The following is a 13,896-nucleotide window of genomic DNA, read 5'->3' on the forward strand; positions in this document are numbered from 1 at the left end:
CTTCAAAACGAACGGCAGCGCCCCGCCTGCCCCCCCAACGCCCGCCTCCATGCTTTTCCCCCCGGGCAGACCTAAGGAGGCCCCCCTCCGCCCGCCCCCGGCCGGTCCGGCGGGCGGCACGGCGGGTGCGGCGGGCACGGCCTGCACCGTCGCCGACCGGATCGCCGTCCGGCCGGGGCGCGGCGCCCTGGTGCGCGCCCTGTCGGGCGCCGGCGCCGGTGGCACCGAGTACCTGGTCACCGAGGCCGGGGTGCGCTACCCGCTGCCCTCGGCGGCGGTCGTCAAGCAGCTCGGCTACGGCGGCGCGACGCCGGTCGCCGTCCCGGCCGCGGTGGTGGCCCTGCTGCCGGCCGGCCCGAGCCTCGACCCGGCGGCCCTGGCGGACGCCGCGGCCTCGGGCGCGCCCACCGTCGCTGCGGTCACCCCAGGGGTTCCCGGAACCGCCGGCGTGCCCGTCGCGGGCGTTGCGCTCGACGCCGCCGTGTCCGCCGCCACGACGGCGACCTGCGGCTGAACCGCCGGTCGTGGCGGTCCCGTTGAGTCGATCAGAGCCGCGCGCGACCGGCGCGCGGAGAGAAAGGAGCACCTGGTGAGCACGCCGGCGAACTTGAACAAACAGGACGAGGCGATCCGCAAGGCGCTGTCCGACATCGAGCAGCAGATCGAGGGCATGATCACCGCCGGCCGCACGGTCGAGCGGATCAAGCAGGAACTGGCCAGCGGATACATCTCCGGGGCCAGCTCGACCTTCCAGCAGAAGGTCGAGGACTGGATGACGCGCTACCACACGGTCATCGGCGCGTTCGAGCGCTTCGCGGAGTCCACCAAGGTCGCCGACCAGGTCCTCAGCCACGCCGAGGAAGAGGCCCGGCTGCACGCGGCCGACGGCATCGTCGACGCGCTGAACGGCGCCTGACGGCGCGCCACGGAGAGGAAGGGAACGAGCACATGTCGATGGACAACTTCGGGAGCATCCAGCTCCACCACGAGACCGTCGCCCAGGCGGCGAGCGAGCTGGGCCAGGCGGGCCAGCTGATGGACGACGCCCTGTGGGAGGTGGAGCGGAAGCTCAACTCCCTGACCGAGAGCGGAAACTTCCAGGGTGCCGCGGCCGACGCCTTCACGGAGTTCAAGCAGGCCGTGACGGCCAACGCCGGACAGATGAACCAGGACATCATCGCCGCCGGCGGGAAGCTCACCAACATGCACCACATCATGAACGAGGCCGACCAGAGCGCGCGCAAGCAGTTCGGCTAGTCGAGAGGGCGGAGGCGCTCCCCATGGGTGAAACCACGATCAAGGTCTCGACCAGCGGCCTCAAGGCGTTCGCCACGAATCTGGAGACCTTCCGGATCGACCTCGGCACGGAGGCGAACGCGGTGCAGACCTGTCCGCCCGTGCTGCCGGGCAACACCAGTGTGCTGGAGATCCAGACGCTGAAGACCGGCGTCGACGCCTTCATGGGCAGTGTGAAGGACGCACTGACCACGATCCAGACCGAGGCCAAGCACACCAAGCTGGATCTGGAGATGGCCGGCGTCATGTTCGCGGACGGCGAGGACCACAGCCTGACGGAGGCGGAGACGATGGAGCTCTTCAAGGACGTCCTGGGCGGCGGCACTCCCAAGCCCCCGACCAGCACCGGCTGAGCGCTCCCCGGTCGTCGGGCGGACCATCCGTCCGGCGGCCGGACCGACACCCGTTCCGTTCCCGCTCCGCCCCGTGTGCCTCCGGGAGGAAGTCATGGCAGAAACAGCACCGAAGCACTATCCGTGGGAAGACGGCCTGACGGCGTTCGCGGCCTCGACGCAGAGTTCGATCACGAGCCGGGACACGGTGATCGGCAAACCGTGGATCACCGGGATCCGGGTCAGCAGCACCCTCAAGTCGACGAACGACGCACTGAAGCCGTACAAGAAGGACGAGGGCCAGGCCGGCTTCGACATGTGGGCCGAGTGGGTCTACCCGAAGGGCGACGACACCTACGAGTGGAGCACGATCGTCGGCGTCACGGTCGACTGGAACTTCTGGCAGCTCCAGCCGCCCGCCGGCGACACCGACACCCCGCTCGGGCACTTCGGGCACGCCGCGGACAACATCCTCGGACCGCTGATCTGGGGCAACGGCTACAACGACCGCACCAGCGCCCCGAGTTTCGAACAGGCGGCGACGGTCATCTCGGCCGTCAACACCTGGGTCAAGGAACAGCAGGGGATCGTCCAGGGCTGGGCCGACGGCGTCGAGGGTGCCGGCAGCGAGTTCCAGGGCAGCGCGGCGGGCCGGTTCAAGGAAGTCCTCATCGGGCTGCGGAACCAGCTCATCCAGGTGCACGTCGAGCTCGGCGACGACGCCGACGCCAAGGCGAAGTGCCTGCGCGAGACCGCGGAGGCGCTGCGCGCCGCGTACAAGGGGCTGTACAGCGGCTACGCCGCCTGGCGGGCGGTCCCGAAGGACCGACTCGAGTCGGGGACGCTCTGGAAGCTCAAGAACGACGACGAGGTGGTGTCGTTCTCCTGGCCCTCCGAGTGCGTCCACTCGGCCTTCGGCGCGGCCACGGCCTACGTGACGCCGACGATGACCAAGAACAGCGACGGAACGCGCACCTTCAAGTTCGCGGCCACCGGAGCGGCTCCGTCGCCGGACGACAAGGAAGCCCTGAAGGCGTGGATCGACGAGATCTCCAAGAAGATCTGGACCTCGTGGATCGAGATCGTCCTGGACAAGCAGGCGACCGAGGTGATGGCCGCCTTCAAGACGGCGTACGCGCACGCCGCCGCCGTCCTCCAGAAGCTCGAACCCCCGCAGAAGTGGCTGCCGGCCGACAAGCCGCCGACCCAGGAGGGCCCCAAGCCGCCGCCCGGCACCGGCGGCGCGGGTGACGGCGGCGCGGGCGGTGGCGCGGGCGGCGGTGCGGGCGGTGGCGGCACCGGCGGGATCGGTGACAACAAGGACAAGAAGGGACCCGGGGGCGGCTCCGGCACGGGCAAGATCCCGCCCCCACCGCCCACCACGGTGCCCGGGAACCCCGGCGGCACCGGTGGCAACAAGGGCCCCGGTGGCGGCCAGTCGACGCTGCTGGACGGCAAGGGGAAGCCGGTCCTCGGCAAGGACGGCAACCCGATCACCGTGCCGCCCGGCAGCACCGTCAACGGCAAGGGCGAGGTGATCGGCCCGGACGGCAAGCCGGTGCTCGGCAAGGACGGCAAGCCGATCATCGTTCCCCCGGGGACGACGGTCAGCCAGCCGACCACCGTGCCGGGCACCGGTAGCACGACCGGCGGGGGCGCGTTCAAGGTGCCGGTCGGTTCCAAGCGGAACGACGACGGCACCGTCACCGGCCCGGACGGCAACCTGCTGAAGGACGCCAACGGCAACACGGTCGTGCTCGGCAAGGACGACACGATCGACAAGGACGGCATCGTCCGGGGGTCGGACGGCAGGCCGGTCTCCCAGTTCGAGCAGCTGATGAACGACCAGGCGCACGCCATCATCGCCGGCCGTCCCGGCACCGGCGTCAGCTACCCCGGCGGAGGGATCTCCACCGGAAGCAACTGGACCGGGCTGCCGTCGTTCGGCGGGATCTCCACCGGGACCGGGACGGGTGGCATCACCACCTCGTTCAAGGGCGGCTCGGACCTGGCGGGCCAGTCGTTCGGCGGCTCGGGCGGCCGCAGTGGCATCGGCGGCATCGGCGCGTCCGGCCCGCCGACCATCGGCATCGGCGGCCGGTCGGCGGTGATGGGCGACGCGGCCAAGGTCGCCGAACTCGCCGCCGAGGCGCAGGCCGGCCGCTCCGCCGCGGGACGGGCCGCGACGGCCGCCGCCGAGGAGTCCCAGCTGATGGGCCGGGGCATCTCGACCACGGGCGGCACCGGCGGCATGGGCGGCCCGATGATGCCGCCGATGGGTGCCGGGGCCGGTGCCGGGGCGGCCGGCGGCCAGGGCGAGAAGGAGCGCCAGCGCACCACCTGGCTGTCCGAGGACGAGGAGGTCTGGGGCACCGACTCCGGTGCGGTGACGGGCGTCATCGGCCGCTGATCGGGGCGCTCGCGGCCGGAGTCGAACCGGGCGGGCGGGCGCAGCCGTAGAGAGGACCGTACGACCCCATGGACCGGTGGGGGTCGGGGCCGGAACCCCCCGGGCCCGGGAGGAACCCCCGGGAGAGAAGGGGGGGGGGGGGGGGGGGTTCCCTCCCCCTTCCTTTAGAAACCACGCCGGCCCCCGGGGCGAAAAAGGGTGTTTGGGCCCTGGGGAGGGAACCCCTTCCGGGTCCCCGAGCCCGTTCGCGTGCCGCCGCACCGACGCCGAGGAACGACACGGAGGAACGACGAGCGGTACGACAGGACGAGCGGCACGGCAGGACCAACGGCACGAAAAAGTGCCGGGCCCCCCGACGAAAGGGCCCGGCACGAAGCGGAGCCGGGCCCGCCGACGAACGGGCCCGGCCAGCGGTCACTCCCCGGTCTCGGGGGTGACGACCAGGTGCTCGGCGAGGAACCAGACCTGGGCCTCACCGGTGCGGATGATCTGGGAGACCAGCAGGTCCTGGGTGCCGTCGTCACCGAGCTCGGCCGTGCGGCCGGCGGCGTCCCGGACATCGGCGAGGACGGTCTCGTGCGCGTCGAGAAGCCGCGAGAGCATCGATCGCACCCCCTCGATGCCGTCCGGCGGACGCGGAACGCCCGTGATCTGCGCGGCGTGACGGAGGTCGCCCACCGCGACGCCGCCGAGGCTCTGCACCCGCTCGGCGAGCGCGTCGACCAGCTCCAGCTGCTCCTGGGCGTGCTTGTCGAAGAGCAGGTGCAGCTGGTACGCGGTCGGCCCGCGCATGCCCCAGTGGTACTTCTTGTACAGCCCGTACAGGAACTGGGTGTCCGCGAGGACCCGGTTGAGCCGCTGGCACGAGTACTGCCGGGCGTCGTGGGAGAGCGCGATCGGCAGCTGGGTGACGGTGCCGAACTCCTGGATCTCGGGACCGTGCTGGTGGAGGCGCGGCTGGCTGCTCATGGTGCTCCTGCTTCGTGCGGGGTCGGTGACATCTGCGGCCATCAGGCTAGGAACGCGCGGGCCGGGCGCCTGTTCCGACCGCGCACTGCTCGCGGTCGGTCAGCGCACCGGGTACGGAAGTCGGGCCGCTGTCCCCGTCGGCTCCACCGGTGCGCCCGGTCGTAGCACTCTCGGACGATTCGGGGTGCTCTCGGAGTCAACCGGCCCCCGGCCACCGCGCCTAGCGTGGAACCCGTCGCAGCCGAGCACCGCAGTAAGAGGCTGCCGCGAGCAGCTGCCGCACGAAAGGGAAAACCCATGCCGTACATCACCGTTGGCCAGGAGAACTCCGCCTCCATCGACCTCTACTACGAGGACCACGGCACCGGGCAGCCGGTCGTCCTCATCCACGGATTCCCGCTGAACGGCAAGTCCTGGGAGCGCCAGAGCGCCGCCCTGCTGGAGGCCGGCTACCGGGTCATCACCTACGACCGCCGCGGCTTCGGCCAGTCCTCGCAGCCCACCACCGGCTACGACTACGACACCTTCACCGCCGACCTCCACACCGTGCTGGAGACCCTCGACCTGCGCGACGCCGTCCTGGTCGGCTTCTCCATGGGCACCGGCGAGACCGCCCGCTACGTGGGCACCTACGGCACCGAGCGCATCGCCAAGGTCGCCTTCCTCGCCTCGCTGGAGCCGTACCTGCTCAAGACCGACGACAACCCGGACGGCGCCGCCCCCCAGGAGTTCTTCGACGGCATCGTCGCCGCCGTGAAGGCCGACCGGTTCGCCTTCTACACCGGCTTCTTCAACGACTTCTACAACCTGGACGAGAACCTCGGCACCCGGATCAGCGAGGAGGCCGTCCGCAACAGCTGGAACGTCGCCACCGCCGGCGGCGCCTTCGCCGCCTCGGCCGCGCCCACCACCTGGTACACCGACTTCCGCGCCGACATCGCCCGCATCGACGTGCCCGCCCTGATCCTGCACGGCACCGGCGACCGCACCCTGCCCATCGAGAACACCGCCCGCCCCTTCCACCGGGCCCTGCCCTCCGCCGAGTACGTCGAGATCGAGGGCGCCCCGCACGGCCTGCTCTGGACCCACGCCGAAGAGGTCAACTCCGCGCTGCTCGCCTTCCTCGCCAAGTGACCCGGACGGCCGCGACACCTCGACCCGCGGCCGTCCGCCCGATCCCGGTACCGCCGTCGCCGCCCCAGGCCCGAACGGCGACGGCGGTACCGGTCGCACCAGCCCCACCGGCCCCACACCCACGCCCGGCATCCCCTTCCGCGGACGCCGGGCGTTCGCCACGACCAGGAGGTCACCCATGAAGCTCCGCTTAGCCCGCCGCATGGTCCCGCTGGTGGCGGCACTCGCCGCCCTGACCGCGGTCCCCGCCGCCTCGGCCGCCTCCGCCGGCCAGGGCACGTCTCCGAGCGCGACCCAGGGCACGCCGGCCGAACGGCCGGGCACCCAGCAGCAGTTCGCCGTCGGCCCGCAGTACGACTCCACCCACGTCTACGTCGCGCCCGGCACCGAGCAGGCCTTCGTGACCAGTTGGACGTCCACCTTCGGCGGCACCACGATCGGCCCGGTCTCCACCCAGGTGACGCCGACGCCCAGCCGGACGCTCTCCGAGCTGGTGGTGTCCCCGGTCGGCACACTGTCGGTGTTCGACTACACCACGCCCGTGCCGTACCCCTTCGGCACCGAACGCACCGGCTGGCTGGTGACCGACCTCGACCAGGCCGTCCGCGCCGCCCGTGCCGACGGCGCGACCGTCACCGTGGCACCGTTCGCCGACCCGATCGGCCGTGACGCCGTCGTCCAGTTCCCGGGCGGGATCAACGCCTAGCTGTACGTCCACACCACCCCGCCGTCCTACCCCGCCCTGGTCAGCGTGCCGGAGAACCGGCTCTACCTGTCGCCGGACGCGGTCGGCTCCTTCCTGCACAGCTACCTCGCCTTCACCCGGGGCCGGATCGTCTCCGACGACCGGAGGGCCGACGGCGCCGCCATCGGCCTGCCCGGCACCACGTACCGGCTCCTCCGCCTCACCTCCGGCTTCGGCACCACCACCGTCGCCGTGACGGACGGCCACCTGCCCCACCCGTACGGCCGGGAACTCACCGGCTACGGCGTGCCCGACCTCGGCGCCACCCTGGACCGGGCCGGGGCCGCCGGCGCGACGGTGCTGTCGGGACCCGTCCGCGCGGGCGGCCGGGACAGCGCGACGGTGCAGTTCCCCGGCGGCTACATCGCCGAGATCCACACCGACCGCTGACCGGCCCGACCCGGTCGGCGAAGGACGGGACCGGCGGGACCGGCAGCGTGTGGAAGCGGCCGCGGCGGAGGAGTCAGGAGGCCGTGTCCCGACTGTCGGTCCGGGCGGCGTAGGCCTGCCATTCGCGGGGCGAGACCCCGTAGGCGTCACGGAACGCCCGGCTGAAGTGGGAGTGGCTGACGAAACCCCACCGGTGCGCGACCGCGGACACACTGGCCTGCCGACGGGAGGGACGCTCCAGTTCCCGACGGCACGCGTCCAGGCGGCGCCGACGCACCCACTGCCCCACCGTCGTCCCGTCCTGCTGGAACAGCTTGTGCAGATAGCGCACCGAGATGTGCTGCGCCCGGGCGATCGCCTCCGGCCCCAGATCCGGATCCGCGAGATTCTCCTCGATGTGGCCACGGATCCGCGCCAACAACTCCGCCGAACCACCCGGACCCTCCGGCCCCTCCCCCTCCAGCAGCTCCGACACCAGGATCGCCACGATGTCCGACACACCACGCGCCAGATGATCACCAGGACGCGCCCGGTACCCTCCGCCCCGAGCCGCCAGCGTCCGCAGGAACTGCGAGGCGAGCAGGCCCACCCCCTCACTCCCCCGCGCCACCAGCCCACCCGTACGCCGCACATCGGAGTGCCGCACCCCCAGGTAGAAGCACGGGACACGGAAGCGGACCATCCGGCACCCCGCGTCGCGCAGCAACCCCGCCGGATACGGCGACGTGCCGATCAGCAGATCGCCCGGAGCCAGCGCCGTGCTGACCCCGTGACGCCGCACCGAGGCCGCGCCGTCGACGTGCAGGGCAACGTAGAGGCAGTCCTCGGGATCGACCCCGGGCGGCGGTGACAGGACCTCGATGCAGGCGTCGACGGCCTGATCGGGCCGGTGGTGCTCGGGTTCGGGCAGGGGTGAGGGATCCGACGGGATCACAGGAGGCTCCGACCGGTTGGAGAGGTTCGGTACAGGGTGTTGGGAAGGATCGCCCGCCGTCCGGCGCCCGGTGGTGGCACCGTCGGCGGCGGGGCGTCTCAGGAGAGGAACGCCTCCACGACGGCGTTGAACTCGCCGGGGTTCTCCAGGAAGGGGAAGTGCGAGCTCGCCACGGTCCTCGGGAACACGTGGAGGCCGGCGCCGGGGATCCGCTCGGCGATGTAGCGCTGGGACTCCGGATCGACGTGGCTCCCCTCGCAGCCGAGCACCAGGGTCGGCACGTCGATGCAGTCGAGGACGTCGCGCCAGTCCTGGGCGCAGTGGTCGAAGAGCAGCGGGACGCCCGCGTGCGCCGGGGTGGCACGGATCTGCTCGGTCACGAAGGCCAGCAGGTCCGGGTCGGTGTCGCCGCTGAACATCGAGCGGACGAAGCCCTCGCGGACCTCGGCACCGTCCGGGCCGGCCAGCGCGGCACACAGCTCCAGGAGCCCCGCCACGTCGAAGATGGCGCCGGACTCGCGCTGCTCGGCCGGCGCCGTCCAGGGCACCGCCGCCACGGCGGCGGGCTGGTCGACCAGGACGAGCCGGCGGATGCGGCCGGTGCCGTGCTGGTCGATGAAGCTCCACCACACCGAGGCGCCCATCGACCAGCCCAGCGCGTCGAAGGCGTCCAGGCCCAGGTGGTCGAGCAGGCCGAGGACGTCACGGGCCAGACGCGCGACGCGGTAGCCGTGGCGCGGCTTGCCGGAGCGGCCGTGACCGCGGAAGTCCACCGTCACGACGCGCCGGCCCGGCGCCAGCCCCTCGAACTGGTGGCGGAACATCTCCTGCGTCTGCCCCCAGCCGTGGAGCATCACCAGCGGGACCCCGTCGCCACCGCTGTCGCGGTAGGCCAGGCGCACGCCGTCGTTCGTGATCAGTCGGTGCATGGTGCTCGTTCTTGTCCGTTCGTGTCGGCTCGCGGGTCCGGGGGGCCGGAACCCGCAGGTCGCCGGGGGGATGAGCGGCAGCTCGTCGTGAGAATTCTCGCTGTGGGCCGAACCCGCTGACCACCGACCGACGTAGGGATTGCCCGACGAAGCTTCATCGCTCTGTAGCAACACCGCTGCGGGGCGACGCCGCGCCCGGCCGCGCCCGGCCGGCGGGGAGGACGGCTACGGGGAGGCCGGCTACGGGAAGGCGGTCCACGGGGAGGCCGGCTCCGCCGGAGCCCGCAGCAGGTCCCACAGCCGCAGCCCCAGGTGGAGCTCCAGGCGGTGCGCGCCGACGTCCAGGTCCAGGCCGGTGATCTCCTGGATCTGGCGCAGGCGGTAGTACAGCGAGGTGCGGTGCAGCTCCAGGGCCTCCGCGGTCCTGGGCACCGAACCGGCGTTGTCCAGGAAGCAGCGCAGGGTCTCCTCCAGCCGGGAGTTGCCACCGCCGTTCGCCAGCAGGCGCCGCAGCGGCTTGGGCAGGAGGGACTCGTTGAGCGCGCTCTCGGGCAGTTGGAGGAGGACGGCGTACTCCCCGAGCCGCTCCCAGTCGCCGATGCCCTCCAGCCGGGGCAGCCGGCGGGCCGCGCGCACCGCCACCCGGGCCTGGTCGTAGGAGATCCACGCGTCGGCCAGTGCCGTCCAACGCCCGCCCACCCCCACCGACACGACCGGGCCCGGGCCCAGGAAGGTCGTCAGGGAGCGGACGATGCCCCGGCCCTGCAGGTCCAGGTCCTCCTCCGCGGGCTCCTGTTCGAAGACCTGCACCAGCACCGCCCGGTCCTGGTCGACCATCGACAGGCCGCGGGCCGTCCGGGTCTGCCGGAACGGCTCCAGCGCACCGCGCAGCGCCACCTCGGTCTGGCCGGTGGGCCCCGGCTGCCCGCTGACGGCGACGCTGGTCACCACGACGTGCGGGCCGGCCGGCAGGAGGCCGTCGTCCACCAGGCGCTGGTGCGCGGCGCAGCGCTGCGCCGAGTCCGAGCCGATCAGCCGGCTCACCAGCCGCCGGGTGTGCTCCTCGTCGTCGTCCGAGGCCAGCCGCTCGGCGTACATCTCGACCGCCACGGCGCGGGCCACCTCGTCGATGGCCCCCCGCTCGGCCTCGGTGAGGGGCGCGCCCGCCGCCACGACCATCAGGATGCCCAGCACGTGGCCCCGTTCGCGGACCGGGGCGCAGTAGCGCGGCTGCATCCCCAGGTCGTCGCGGCCCGGCAGGACACCTGGACGGGTCCACCGGGCGACCCCCTGCGACAGCACGTAGCGGATGGTCTCGTCGTCCGCGATGCCCTGCAGCAGCGTGCGCACCCGCACCCGGTCCTCGTCGCCGAAGTGCCGGCTGGTGCAGATCAGCCGCACCAGGGGGTCGTCGAGAACGACCGAACGCCCCAGTTCCTCGGCCAGGCCGTCCACCAACGTCTGCAGCGCCTCGCCTCCGGAACGCGAGCGCTGGATCCACCTCTTCATGTTCAAAAGCCTCCCGGCGCCATTCATACAAGCAGCGAAACGGGATGGACAAACGTTCAACAAACCGAGGATCCGACGGCTCCACCGGGGCCGGACGGCTGCCGCCCCGGGCGGCGCCGACCGCCGGAGGAGGGTCCGCGCACAACGCCGCGAAATCGCCTCTCCCCGTCAAATCCCTTCCAATGTACGGCAGTTGCTCTCATCCCGGTCGCCACGGCAAGCGGCGGCGCCACCGCCGGCCGCACCGCCCCCCGACCGCCGGACCGCACGGCCGTGACAGCGAGGAGCCCGCGCCCGGCCATGCCCGCCGGGCGAACGGTGCGCGGATCATCACCTCGCGGTGCACGGCCGGAACATCCACCCCGGCACCGCCTCCTAGCCTGGGAGCACTTCCGCCTCCCCCTGCTCCCGGCAGCTCCCAGGGCCCGAGGCGGGAGCGCCGCACCGCCACCGGCGCCCCGGCCGGCCGGCGCTCCGCGTCCCGACCGGACACCGCACCTCACCCCGCCGGCCCGGACGGCCCCTCCCGTCCCGCGCCGCCCCGAACCCGCCCAGGAGACACCCCGTGCCCGCCCACCACCCCCTCTCCGACCCCCAGCCCCGCCCGGAAGCCGCCGCCACCGACCTGACCCTCGACGCCCGACTCGTCCTCGGCGAGCACCAGAGCGTCGACGTCCCGGTACGCCTCGCCTACCGCGGCGACGACCCGTTCGCCGTCACACTCGAATTCCTCGGCCACGCCACCGAAGCGGGCACCTGGCACTTCGCCCGCGAGCTCCTCTGGGAGGGTCTCCACCGGCCCACCGGCCTCGGCGACGTCCGCATCTGGCCCCCCTGCACCTGCCACGCCCGCACCTCCCTGCGCGTCATGCTCAGGAACCAGGCGGACATCGCCCTCCTCGATCTCCCCACCCGCCAGGTCCGTCGCTGGCTCCGCCGCGAGAGCTTCGCCCTCGTCCCCCAGGGCACCGAGCACACCCTCATCGACTGGGCCACCGAATTCGACGACCTCACCGGCTGACGCCGGCTCGGCGGCGATCCGCACGCCCCGTAAAGTTAACTGAGGCACACCTAAGTCACACAGGCCGTACCCCTTCTCGCCGCACCGGCGCGGGCGGCCCTCGTCTCCGACCGGTGTCGGCGTCGGGGTGTGCCGGGCGAACGCTTCGGGACAGGGAGAGAGATGGCGAGGGACGGTCAGGAGGCCAGGCGTCCGCACGGGGAACTGGTCGCGGACGTGATGGCGGTGCTGTGGGCGGCCGGTGAGCCGATGACCGCGCAGCAGGTCAAGGCGGCGCTGCACCAGGACCTCGCCCGGACGACCGTGGCGACGATCCTCACCCGCCTGCACGAGAAGGGGACCCTGGAGCGCACGCGGCCAGGGCGTTCCTTCGCCTACGCGCCGGTCGCGGACGCCGCCGGGCTGGCGGCCGGGCGGATGCGCCGGGAGCTGGAGAAGGAGCCGCAGCGGGACCTCGTCCTGAAGCGGTTCGTGTCCTCGCTGTCCACGGACGACGGGGACGTCCTGCGGCGCCTGCTGATCGAGGCGGAGGCCGCGCCGGCTCCGGCCGGGGGCGAGGCCGTGCTGGAGGGCGGGTCGTGACGCTGTTCCTGGTGGTCGTCGCCCTCACCGTCGTCCTTCCGTGGGGAGCGGCGCCCGCGGCTCGTCGTCTGGCCGGGCTGCTGCCGCCGCGCGAGGCCTCCCTGACCCTCGCGGGGGCGGCGGTGCTGCTCGCGGGCGGCACGGTCGCGGCGCTGACGGGGCTCTTCCACGTGCCGTTCCTGGCGGGGCTGGAGCACCTGAGGTTCGCCCGGGTGACGGCGGACTGGCCGGCGGTGGTGCCGGTGTCCGGTGCCGCCGGGGTCCTGCTGGCCGTGCAGGCGGTGCGGCTGGTGCTGGCCGCTCGCCGGCAGCGTGCGCTGCTGTCCCGCGCGTGGGCGCTGACCGGCGGGGGGACGGCCGAGGGCGACGTGCTCGTCGTCCCGGGTGAGGAGGCGGAGGCCTTCGCCCTGCCGCGTTTCCGTGGCCGCGCCGCCCGCGTCGTCGTGTCGGAGGGCATGCTCAGGGCGCTCGGGCCGTCGGAGCGCACGGTGCTGTTCGCCCATGAGCGGGCTCATCTCCGCGGGCGGCACCATGTGCTCTCGGCCGTCGTCGACCTGGCCTCGGCCGTGCATCCGGCGCTCGCGCGCCTGGGGCCCGCGCTGGAGTTCCACCTGGAGCGGTGGGCGGACGAGGCCGCCGCGACGGCGGTGGGGGACCGGAGGGTCGCCGCGACCGCCATCGCCCGCGCCGCGCTGGTCGGCTCGGCCGGGACGGGGGTGCGCGACAGCCGGCTCCTGTCCGTGAGCACGGGACCGGTCCCCCGGCGGGTTCAGGCCCTGCTGGAGCCGGAGCCCGTCGGGCCCAGGGGGCGCGGGCCACGTGCGGTCGTGTCCGGTCTCGTCGCCGCGGTGGTGGTGTCGGCCCTGCTGGCGCTCGGCCTCGCCTACGGCCTGCACGAGTTCGTGGAGCACGCGGCGAGGAGGATCGTCGGCCCCCGACCGATCTGACGACATCGATGTAGACCAACGATCGGAAGCGTGGGTATGGTGAGCCTCGGTTTGCTGCTTTCGACGCCGAGGGCGTCGCGCTTTTCCGATGATGGGGACACGGTTTGTACGACGGACGGCAGGGATCGTCGAGTCCGTTCGAGCAGTCCGTCTACCTCCTGTCGGAGGCCGGGCGGGCCGTCGACCGTCTGCTGGCGGAGCGGCTGGAACACCGGGGGCTGACCCCGGTCCACCACGCGCTGCTGTCGGCGCTGGCGCAGCTGGGACCGCACGGTCGGCACGATCTCACCTCCCGGGTCACGGCGCCTGCGGCCGAGGTGGACCAGGCCCTCGACGATCTCCTGTCGGCACGCCTGCTGCAGTCGATGGTCGTCCACGTCGGCGGTCGGCAGGAGGTGCTGACCATCACTCCCACGGGCGAGTCCGCCCTGGACGTGCTCCACACCGATGCGTCGGCGACGCAGGACGACCTGCTGGCGTCCTTGACGAAGGGGCAGCGCGTCGAGCTCAACTCCCTTCTCCGGCGCGTGTGCGCGGCCGCCGCCCGCGGGGCCGGGCAGCGGCCGCGGCTCCGCGGGACGAGCGGCTGGACCCTGACCCGCGGTTCCCGGCGGACCTGGGCCAGGGTTCGGGAGGGCGTCGGCCAGGCCGAGGGGCCGGACGTCGGAACGCCGGGCTGATCCCCCTGCGCGGAGAGC

General features: G+C 72.9%; 16 protein-coding genes. 12 read left to right on the plus strand and 4 right to left on the minus strand.

Annotation, left to right across the window (positions count from 1 at the left end; genetic code table 11):
- The first annotated feature begins 49 nt into the window (after positions 1 to 49).
- The 5 genes from ACFVGO_RS27850 (at position 50) to ACFVGO_RS27870 (ending at position 4,038) form a co-directional block, all read left to right on the plus strand.
- On the plus strand, positions 50 to 514 hold the full coding sequence (locus ACFVGO_RS27850; protein WP_380634716.1) for a type VII secretion protein EccB: 465 nt from the start codon (positions 50 to 52) through the stop codon (positions 512 to 514).
- Between the two features lie 75 nt (positions 515 to 589).
- Positions 590 to 916: a hypothetical protein gene (locus ACFVGO_RS27855; RefSeq protein ID WP_359899443.1), complete on the plus strand. Its 327-nt coding sequence runs from the start codon at positions 590 to 592 to the stop codon at positions 914 to 916.
- Between the two features lie 32 nt (positions 917 to 948).
- Positions 949 to 1,257, plus strand: a complete 309-nt coding sequence (locus ACFVGO_RS27860; protein ID WP_359899441.1) for a WXG100 family type VII secretion target — start codon at positions 949 to 951, stop codon at positions 1,255 to 1,257.
- 23 nt (positions 1,258 to 1,280) lie between these two features.
- The gene (locus tag ACFVGO_RS27865) at positions 1,281 to 1,649 is read left to right on the plus strand and encodes a hypothetical protein (protein WP_359899439.1); all 369 of its coding nucleotides are present in this window, start codon (positions 1,281 to 1,283) and stop codon (positions 1,647 to 1,649) included.
- 94 nt (positions 1,650 to 1,743) lie between these two features.
- The gene (locus ACFVGO_RS27870; RefSeq protein WP_380634719.1) at positions 1,744 to 4,038 is read left to right on the plus strand and encodes a hypothetical protein; all 2,295 of its coding nucleotides are present in this window, start codon (positions 1,744 to 1,746) and stop codon (positions 4,036 to 4,038) included.
- Positions 4,039 to 4,452: 414 nt separating this feature from the next.
- Here ACFVGO_RS27870 and ACFVGO_RS27875 read toward each other — a convergent pair whose 3' ends face one another.
- A complete protein-coding gene (locus ACFVGO_RS27875) occupies positions 4,453 to 5,049 on the minus strand; it encodes a Dps family protein (RefSeq protein ID WP_380353098.1) in 597 nt (198 codons plus the stop codon).
- 255 nt (positions 5,050 to 5,304) lie between these two features.
- Here ACFVGO_RS27875 and ACFVGO_RS27880 point away from each other — a divergent pair, with 255 nt between their 5' ends.
- The 3 genes from ACFVGO_RS27880 (at position 5,305) to ACFVGO_RS27890 (ending at position 7,276) form a co-directional block, all read left to right on the plus strand.
- Positions 5,305 to 6,141 (plus strand): alpha/beta fold hydrolase, encoded by an 837-nt coding sequence (locus ACFVGO_RS27880; RefSeq protein WP_380353096.1) that lies wholly within the window; start codon positions 5,305 to 5,307, stop codon positions 6,139 to 6,141.
- A 178-nt stretch (positions 6,142 to 6,319) separates the two neighbouring features.
- A complete protein-coding gene (locus ACFVGO_RS27885; RefSeq protein ID WP_380353094.1) occupies positions 6,320 to 6,847 on the plus strand; it encodes a hypothetical protein in 528 nt (175 codons plus the stop codon).
- Positions 6,848 to 6,892: 45 nt separating this feature from the next.
- A complete protein-coding gene (locus ACFVGO_RS27890; protein ID WP_380353092.1) occupies positions 6,893 to 7,276 on the plus strand; it encodes a hypothetical protein in 384 nt (127 codons plus the stop codon).
- A 73-nt stretch (positions 7,277 to 7,349) separates the two neighbouring features.
- Here the strand turns inward: ACFVGO_RS27890 and ACFVGO_RS27895 are convergent, their stop codons facing one another.
- The 3 genes from ACFVGO_RS27895 to ACFVGO_RS27905 form a co-directional block, all read right to left on the minus strand.
- Positions 7,350 to 8,210, minus strand: coding sequence for a helix-turn-helix domain-containing protein (locus ACFVGO_RS27895; protein ID WP_380353091.1), 861 nt, complete (start codon positions 8,208 to 8,210; stop codon positions 7,350 to 7,352).
- Positions 8,211 to 8,308: 98 nt separating this feature from the next.
- Positions 8,309 to 9,139: an alpha/beta fold hydrolase gene (locus ACFVGO_RS27900; protein WP_380353089.1), complete on the minus strand. Its 831-nt coding sequence runs from the start codon at positions 9,137 to 9,139 to the stop codon at positions 8,309 to 8,311.
- A 240-nt stretch (positions 9,140 to 9,379) separates the two neighbouring features.
- Positions 9,380 to 10,648, minus strand: coding sequence for a PucR family transcriptional regulator (locus tag ACFVGO_RS27905; RefSeq protein ID WP_380634723.1), 1,269 nt, complete (start codon positions 10,646 to 10,648; stop codon positions 9,380 to 9,382).
- A 565-nt stretch (positions 10,649 to 11,213) separates the two neighbouring features.
- Between ACFVGO_RS27905 and ACFVGO_RS27910 the strand changes: the two genes are divergently transcribed.
- From ACFVGO_RS27910 to ACFVGO_RS27925, 4 genes are all read left to right on the plus strand, one after another.
- A complete protein-coding gene (locus ACFVGO_RS27910) occupies positions 11,214 to 11,669 on the plus strand; it encodes an SsgA family sporulation/cell division regulator (RefSeq protein ID WP_380353085.1) in 456 nt (151 codons plus the stop codon).
- Between the two features lie 162 nt (positions 11,670 to 11,831).
- Complete coding sequence (locus ACFVGO_RS27915; RefSeq protein WP_359897345.1) at positions 11,832 to 12,251, plus strand: BlaI/MecI/CopY family transcriptional regulator; 420 nt, start codon at positions 11,832 to 11,834, stop codon at positions 12,249 to 12,251.
- The gene (locus tag ACFVGO_RS27920) at positions 12,248 to 13,198 is read left to right on the plus strand and encodes a M56 family metallopeptidase (protein ID WP_359897347.1); all 951 of its coding nucleotides are present in this window, start codon (positions 12,248 to 12,250) and stop codon (positions 13,196 to 13,198) included. The genes ACFVGO_RS27915 and ACFVGO_RS27920 overlap by 4 nt, the downstream gene beginning before the upstream one ends.
- A 104-nt stretch (positions 13,199 to 13,302) precedes the next feature.
- The gene (locus tag ACFVGO_RS27925; protein ID WP_380353082.1) at positions 13,303 to 13,878 is read left to right on the plus strand and encodes a MarR family winged helix-turn-helix transcriptional regulator; all 576 of its coding nucleotides are present in this window, start codon (positions 13,303 to 13,305) and stop codon (positions 13,876 to 13,878) included.
- The last annotated feature ends 18 nt before the right edge of the window (positions 13,879 to 13,896 follow it).

This window comes from Kitasatospora sp. NPDC057738 (genome assembly GCF_042798815.1).
GTDB classification, from domain to species: domain Bacteria; phylum Actinomycetota; class Actinomycetes; order Streptomycetales; family Streptomycetaceae; genus Kitasatospora; species Kitasatospora lactacystinica.